The organism is Moorena sp. SIO4G3 (assembly GCF_010692305.1).
Lineage (GTDB): Bacteria > Cyanobacteriota > Cyanobacteriia > Cyanobacteriales > Coleofasciculaceae > Moorena > Moorena producens_A.
This window is the reverse complement of sequence record NZ_JAAHIG010000423.1, coordinates 1-7249: the sequence shown is the minus strand read 5'-3', so window position 1 is coordinate 7249 and position 7249 is coordinate 1. Positions and strand designations below refer to the sequence as shown.

The 7249-nt window shown below is 44.6% G+C and carries 7 protein-coding genes and 1 pseudogene; 5 read left to right on the top strand and 3 right to left on the bottom strand.

Annotation, left to right across the window (positions count from 1 at the left end):
• Positions 1-183: hypothetical protein (locus F6J99_RS38775; RefSeq protein WP_293121339.1), on the bottom strand; the 183-nt coding region annotated here is incomplete at its 3' end.
• On the opposite strand from F6J99_RS38775, the pseudogene F6J99_RS38770 reads away from it, so the two are divergent.
• A pseudogene (locus tag F6J99_RS38770) lies at positions 134-256 on the top strand (4Fe-4S binding protein); the annotation flags it as partial. The gene F6J99_RS38775 and the pseudogene F6J99_RS38770 overlap by 50 nt on opposite strands.
• Positions 257-378: 122 nt before the next feature.
• Here the strand turns inward: F6J99_RS38770 and cobO are convergent.
• Positions 379-1080, bottom strand: coding sequence for a cob(I)yrinic acid a,c-diamide adenosyltransferase (gene cobO, locus F6J99_RS38765; RefSeq protein ID WP_293121337.1), 702 nt, complete (start codon positions 1078-1080; stop codon positions 379-381).
• A 20-nt stretch (positions 1081-1100) separates the two neighbouring features.
• Between cobO and F6J99_RS38760 the strand changes: the two genes are divergently transcribed.
• From F6J99_RS38760 to F6J99_RS38745, 4 genes are all read left to right on the top strand, one after another.
• Positions 1101-2300 (top strand): DMT family transporter, encoded by a 1200-nt coding sequence (locus tag F6J99_RS38760; RefSeq protein WP_293121335.1) that lies wholly within the window; start codon positions 1101-1103, stop codon positions 2298-2300.
• A 34-nt stretch (positions 2301-2334) separates the two neighbouring features.
• Positions 2335-3729: an ABC transporter ATP-binding protein gene (locus F6J99_RS38755; RefSeq protein ID WP_293121333.1), complete on the top strand. Its 1395-nt coding sequence runs from the start codon at positions 2335-2337 to the stop codon at positions 3727-3729.
• 267 nt (positions 3730-3996) lie between these two features.
• Positions 3997-4179 carry a hypothetical protein gene (locus F6J99_RS38750; protein WP_293121331.1) on the top strand — a complete coding sequence of 61 codons (183 nt, stop codon included), beginning with the start codon at positions 3997-3999 and terminating at the stop codon, positions 4177-4179.
• Between the two features lie 119 nt (positions 4180-4298).
• A complete protein-coding gene (locus F6J99_RS38745; protein ID WP_293121329.1) occupies positions 4299-4487 on the top strand; it encodes a hypothetical protein in 189 nt (62 codons plus the stop codon).
• Between the two features lie 271 nt (positions 4488-4758).
• Here the strand turns inward: F6J99_RS38745 and F6J99_RS38740 are convergent, their stop codons facing one another.
• Positions 4759-6948 (bottom strand): NACHT domain-containing protein, encoded by a 2190-nt coding sequence (locus tag F6J99_RS38740; RefSeq protein WP_293121327.1) that lies wholly within the window; start codon positions 6946-6948, stop codon positions 4759-4761.
• Positions 6949-7249: the final 301 nt, after the last annotated feature.

Here is a 7249-nt window from a genome sequence, read left to right as displayed (position 1 = left end):
AGCTGAAACTTGTGCTCCATCAGAGATGATTAACTCCCCAGTGGTAATATTCACATCTCCCCCGTCCCCTTCACTAGCAGTGCTAGCTGAAACTCCTGCTCCATCTTTGACAATTAACTGCCCAGTGACCCTGGGGAGTGACTGGTACTGGATTGACTTTTCTAGCTGCATTGACTGTGGCATTTGCGTGGAAGTCTGTCCAGTTGAGGGCGCAATTCTACCAGAAGAGCGACCGGATTTGCAGAAAACACCATAATTTTTTTGGGATCATCCTATTGGTGTACAAACTATCCTATGCCTAAAAGCATAAAACTTGGGGATTGTAGACCGTTGAGAAATAGTTCAAAAATTTCTCCCCTACTCCCCTCGATAACAGGATTAAAATTCAATACCAGGTTGTGCCTTAATCCCCTGCTCTTTTAAAGGATGCTTGACTAAGGTCATCTCTGTGACTAGGTCAGCTCGTTCAATTAGGGCGGCTGGTGCTCCCCTACCGGTTAAGATCACATGGGAATCAGTGGGTTTTTCGTCTAGTCCAGCCAAAACTTGCTCAATGGTTAGATAGTTGAGTTTCAAGGCTATGTTAATCTCATCCAATAGCACTAGCTTAATGTCAGGGTTACGGATAAACCCTAAGGCGGCATCCCAGGCGGATTGGGCTTTTTCGATGTCTCGCTCTCGATCTTGAGTCTCCCAGGTAAAGCCTTCCCCCATGGCATGGAACTCTAATTGAGGGGGATTGTTTTCAGTGGCTACTGTCCAGTGCTCTAAGGCAGCTTTTTCTGCGGGTTCCCAAGCACCCTTAATAAATTGTACAATTACAACTCGGTAGCCATGACCAAGGGATCGCAAGACCATGCCTAATCCAGCTGTGGTCTTCCCTTTGCCGTTGCCAGTGTTAACCACAATCAGCCCTTTTTGTTTGGAAGCTTTAGCTAGGCGTTGTTCCTGTATCTCTTTGCGTCGCTGCATTTTTTGTTGATATTGCGATCGCGTTAGCCCAGTGCCAGAGGAATCAGCGGTGTTTACCGATTCTAGACCTTGGTTGGAATCACTGGCAGACTTGATTGTGGTATTCATGGGTTTATGATCAATTCATTTTGAGCGACTCTTTAGCATACAGGATAAAAGACTGTAATGCTTATATTGCTATCCCTGCCAACACCAAGAAACTTATGGTATCCCCAAAACAGAGGAGTGCTGCTGATCAAGCTATCCCACACCAGCTGACGCGATCGCAGAAAAGTCGTGTAAAAATCCCAAAAAAAATCTCAATAGGGGTGCTTTTGGCCTTACTGTCTTGCCTAATTTTGTCGTTTCAGAATATAATCATATATGTAATCTTTAATCAATCTTGGCTCTTTGGTCTACAGAATGTTCAAGTGGGAGGCTTACTGGCTCCTGGTTTTGGCAACTCGCTACTGATTCTGTGGCTAAAGATGCTGGTGGTAGTACCGTTGATGGCATTTGTGGCTAGGTTACTCTACCCATCGGTGTGGCGAGATATTAGGCATTGTGCTCTGTCGGGAGACTTGCCTTTATTTGGCCAGGTGGTGGCGAGTAGCTTCTTTTTATTTTTATCCCAAGTGCTAATATACCTATCATTAGGTCTTATTCAACCAGGGGTAGCAATCACGATTTTTTTTATATATCCTATTGTGACGGTAATCTTGACAGGATTGCTGTTTGGTAATCGAACACCTCTATTTCCCTCAGATCTATTTAGCCCACATCTAGTTCGCCAACACCTAGTTCGTGCTCTAGTAATAGTTGGTGTTGTGGGTGGAGCGTTGCTGATTTCCCTGCCTAGTCTTGCAGCTAACCAGCCCTATTCTGCATTGGGAGTTATAGCTGCTGCTGGTGCGGGTTTGAGCTTCGCTGTTTACATTATTCTGACCCAAGTCAGCGCTAGAAAGCTCAACCCTATTCCTTATAGCTTTATTAATTTTACATTAATTTTGGTATTTTCTAGCCTGAGCTTATCATTTCCCCTAGATCAATCTTGGCGCTTTTTTGTTGAACCCACCCAAAGACTGGCTGTATACTTCACCTGTCTGGGGTTGGGGGTGATAACCTTAGTGAGCTATCTGGTGCAAAACTTTGCCATCAGGCTCATTGGTGGGCGTCCAGCTGCAATTATCGGGTCAACAGCACCAGTGTTAACTACCTTCTTAGCCGTCGGGATTATTCAACAAGGTTTAGGGTTACAGGAAATTATCGGATTGTTTCTGGTAACGTTAGGGGTGGTAACCCTAAGTATGGAAAAATTGCGGCATCAGAGTTGGAAACGATCACAGTAAAGAAAAAATTAAGCGTAATTGGATATTGACCAACGTGGCACAGGTTATTCTGGAAAACGTTTATAAAAGTGTTCCCGCCCGCAAAGGGGATACTGTTGTTGCACCAGTAACAACGGAACCTAAGGTGACAAAGAACGAAGAGTCACCAAGCCTTGAAGGAGAAAAATCTGCACAGACACCTAAAACCCTTAATATCTTGCGGCGCATAAATCTGGAAGTCAACGATGGCGAGTTTATGGTGCTGGTTGGTCCTTCAGGCTGTGGCAAAAGTACTCTATTGCGGATCATTGCTGGACTAGAGGAATTGACTGCGGGCAAAATTTGGGTGGGGAACAGACAAGTTAATGATTTACCACCCAAAGAACGAGACATCGCTATGGTGTTTCAAAATTATGCCCTCTATCCCCATCTGAGTGTCTATGAAAACATTGCCTTTGGACTCAGACGAACTGGCTATGGGCAATTCAACATGGCAGAAGACTCTAATGGGAACTCTAAGAGTGTGCATTGGGGAAAGAATCTGCCACCCCAAATCAAGCAAGGGCTTGTGGCTACAGGCATGATGAATGGGGAAGTTCGCTCGAATCTGGAAAATGTCTTAACCACAATGACGCGATCGCTTCCTCGGGAATTGCGATACCTGTCCGAACGAGAGAAAAAGATTGACCAGCAGGTTCGCAAAGTAGCTAAGTTGCTACAAGTAGAACACTTGCTGAATCGATTGCCAAAGCAGCTGTCTGGGGGACAAAAACAACGGATTGCTCTGGGACGGGCAATTTCTCGTAATCCCCAGGTGTTTTTAATGGATGAACCCCTGTCTAATTTGGATGCTAAACTCCGGGCAGAGACTCGCAGCCAAATTGTGAAACTACAGCGGCAGTTAGGTACAACTACGATCTACGTCACCCACGACCAAACGGAAGCCATGACTATGGGGGATCGGATCGCGGTTATGAAAGACGGTCGCATCCAACAGATTGCTGCTCCTCTGGAAATATATAATCAACCCGCTAACCGGTTTGTGGCGGAATTCATTGGTTCACCACCGATGAATTTTATCCCGGTTCAGGTGAAAGCCCCTCGGATAGTGTCTAATTCTCAGTTCCGCCTGAGTCTTCCAGAAGTTTGGGAACCCATACTGCACCAGTATGATGGTCAATCCTTAACCTTAGGAGTTCGTCCGGAACATATGAGTATCAGTGCTCCTGCCCCCAAAAATTTGGTGGTTACCGTTGATCTAGTGGAAGCCTTAGGTAACGAGACTTATCTGTCGGTGAGTATCCCTGAAGACTCTAGCCCTCTTCAGGTCAGAGTGCCACCAGATAAAATTGTCAGAATAGGTGACGAAATTTGGCTGTCTATAGACCCAGAGAAGATTCATTTATTTAACCCCCATGATGGGATGGCAATTCCTAAGTCTGATAGCTAAGCTATCAGCTATCAGCTATCATCAGTTGCGTAGGGTGCGTTAGGGACGGGCTCGCCCTTATTTTCTTGGTAGCCAGTGTTAGGAAAATCCGTCCCGTAACGCACCACCCAAAGGGCTGACCGCTGAATGCTTACCAAGCCGTAGACTAGACTTAGCCCCAGTTTTCGGAAACTTCTGCTCTCGAAAGCAGAGGAATTGATCCAAACAGGATTATAACGTTAATCCCTGATTCGGATCCCCCTAAATCCCCCTTAGTAAGGGGGACTTTTGCGTGGAATTTCCTCCTTTGTTAAGGGGGAATTTTGCGTTGAATTCTCTCCTGTTCTGACGATTCCCGATTCCCGATTCCCGATTCCCGATTCCCGATTCCCGACTCCCGATTCCCTCAAAATTTTTTTTACAAAACTTTTCAAAATATGCTATAATATAGCGATTTTTGTGCTACAATAAAATTGTCCCCGTTAAAATCAACGGCAAGAGCCAGCCTAAGGATCTTCCTCGGGCCAAGGCTGGCTCTGGTTCCCCCTTAACTGGCAAGATGCCAGTTCTACGAAGGAGATACATTTATTATGTACTATCGTCAAAGCCTATACCCATGGGTACTGGTGAGGCTATTACCACCGATGCCACCAGTGGTTTTCGCTCGGTTCGACAACCTTTGTGATGCCAAGAGGTATGTGCAGCCTCTTAAACGGCTCATGCCTGATGCTAAATTCCTTATTTTTTTGGATATTAGTCTGCGGATGGATCAAGAATAATAGGACTTACGGAGTTTAATTGTTTTTGCCCCCTTGCTCCCTAATTTTGATGTTGTTAACGAAATATTTCTTAACAAACCAAGAAGCCTCATCAGCCCTCACCCCCAGCCCCTCTCCCAACCTTGGGAGAGGGGAGCGGATTACGGCAGAATAAGGGTTTCACGAATTTGCAAGCAGCATCAGAATTGGGTAGTATGATGTCAAAGTCCCCCAGAATTGGGGGATTTAGGGGGCAAATGCGTAAGTCCTGAATAATAGGGAGTTAATGATGTCAAAGTCCCCCAGAATTGAGGGATTTAGGGGGCAAATGCGTAAGTCCTGTTGTCGCAAAGTGCTCCCGCAGCAAATCGTGGATGAATCGATAGCGTCCACCCACTTGCTTGATCAAGCGGCGTTCTGTGGCATAGCTCAGGAAATTGGCGTAATCCCTGGGGATTGAACCACTGCGCCAGAGAATGAGGCGGAGGACGAAGTGCTGAATGACAGGTCTGCCAGCAAATAAAAAGCCAAAGAACATTGCCATCCCAAAACCAGAAGTTAATGCACTGAGTAGTTCAACATTCCTTCCCAAGGCTAACTCAGGTAATACAAACAATAATAAATTTCCCGGCAAACTAATTAAACTAATAATAACGGTATTTTTAGCAGATTCTTTAATCCCCTGATTGGGTTTATTTCTGGTTTTTAGTTCTTCTCCACTCAGCCCGGAAATCAGCCCGTAAATCAGCCCGAAAATCAGCCCGAAAATCAGCCCGTAAATCAGCCCGGAAATCAGCCCGGAAATCAGCCCGGAAATCAGCCCGAAAATCAGCCCGAAAATCAGCCCGAAAATCAGCCCGAAAATCAGCCCAAAAATCTGATATTCAATTATTATTTTTCTTTTTTGCCATAAACTTTGCAATGAAAATGTAATAGTTTCATAAGGCTCTATACTATCAAAAAAAAGCCCTAAACTCAGACCGGAAAGCAGACCGAAAAACAGCCCTAAACTCAGACCGTAAATCAGCCATAAAATCAGCACTAAACTCAGCTTATATAACCATTTTTCTCGGGAAGTATTCAAAATATCCGGCTGCATTTTTTCAATCAAAAACTCGGTTTGTTTTCGATCCTTCAATTGTTTAGCAAGCCAGCCTAACCAGCGCCTGGTCTCCTCTTCTGAATAACCTCGACAGTCATGGGATTCCTTTAGTTTACGGTCAATGTAATCCTGAAATAACCTTTGACGGCATTGGTTCTGATAGTCTTGCTTTGCTTTAGGATCCTTAAACTCTCTCTCTACTCGCTTCAACCCATCGGGATAAGCAACGGGAATCAAATGCAAGAGTAAGGGCATTCTGGCTAACTCTAGCAATCCCTCTGAATCTTGCTTAATTCCTGGCCAGAGGTCGTCATAATTTAACCGTTTTAAATAATTTTCTATCTGCTGATCCGTCAAAGGTTGCAGACCGACTGCTCCCCGCATGTCTAGAATTTGCTCATCGGCTTTGTACTCTTCTTCACGACAGCAGACCACAATTTGAGGAACGTGTTTGACAAACTGATTTAATTCCTGAACACATAACCTCTGCCGCTCTAAGCCCAATTCATCCAAACCATCCAGAAGAGGTAACAACTGACGGGTGGTAATCCACTCCTGAGTAATGGCTTCGGGCACATTATCAATAGACTTTAAATTAGCTGCTAACCATTCAGCAATGGATTGGTCATCTTTCCAATCAGAAAGTTCAGCTATAATTGGAATCGGTTGGTCTGGCTGCTCCTGGGCACGTGTAATTAAATCCTTGGCCAAATCCAACAGCATGGTGGTTTTTCCAGAACCGGGGGCACCAAGAATCAACAGTTTCCCGGCAATATCCTCTTGGTTAAATACCTCAATCAGCTTTTGACCTGGTTCAGATTCTGTCGTTACTCGAAAGAACTTGCGCAACCCTTCCAACAATAAACGAGAATTGCTAGGATTAACGGTAATTTTCTCTGGACGAGCCACTTGCTCTGTTTTGTCTGCCATTACCAACTGAATCAAGTGGTCATTGTGCAGGGAGTCATCGAGGCGGATGTTAACCTCAGCTGCCATTGCTCCCAGCAAGTCCTTGCGCCATCGCTGTAAATTTTCCGGTGGAATTTTTTTAGGGATTTGAGTTTGCTTTACTGAGCTAGTTTTGAATAAATACCCAATTGTAGGTAAGGCTAAGAAGTAACCAATACCTAAAATTAACTGGACTTGTTGGATCCACTCCGTACCCTGTTCTGCTGATGGTTTAAAAACTAAATTTAGTCCTACAATACCTAAGATTCCATAAATTGTGCATAGAGCAATTACTATTATTCTCCGAAGGGGAGTTTTTTGCTCGTCAAAGCGATTTATAAAAAGTCCGATAATACAGGTAAATATTGGTAGTAATACCAACAGTAGTATTTGAAGGACCTTGGGATTGGTCAGATATTCAGCAAGGTTCATCTGTGAAGCGACCTCTGTTTTATGACTCTCTGAGATTTTAACGAATTAGCGTAGATACAGCCAATAATATCAAGTCTGCTTGAATACCCATAATTAAGGAGAGGGTGGGGAGATAGGGAGATGGGGAGATTTTTATTAAGCGATGCAGCGCGGTCTTGGGGAGGCAGCGCGGTCTTGGGGGTTCCCCCCGGAGACGAAACCTGTTTATTGTGGAGCCTTTATAGTTAGCAGGTTATGCAGAAAAGGGTTAAATATTTGTTAATAAGGCTCCACTATCTTACGGTAACTTCAAACCATGAGC

Excerpts from the sequence above, each read along its gene's own strand:
- F6J99_RS38745 (WP_293121329.1), top strand. The coding sequence starts at position 4,299 with ATGTACTATCGTCAAAGCCTATACCCATGGGTACTGGTGAGGCTATTA.
- F6J99_RS38740 (WP_293121327.1), bottom strand. The coding sequence starts at position 6,948 with ATGAACCTTGCTGAATATCTGACCAATCCCAAGGTCCTTCAAATACTA.
- cobO (WP_293121337.1), bottom strand. The coding sequence starts at position 1,080 with ATGAATACCACAATCAAGTCTGCCAGTGATTCCAACCAAGGTCTAGAA.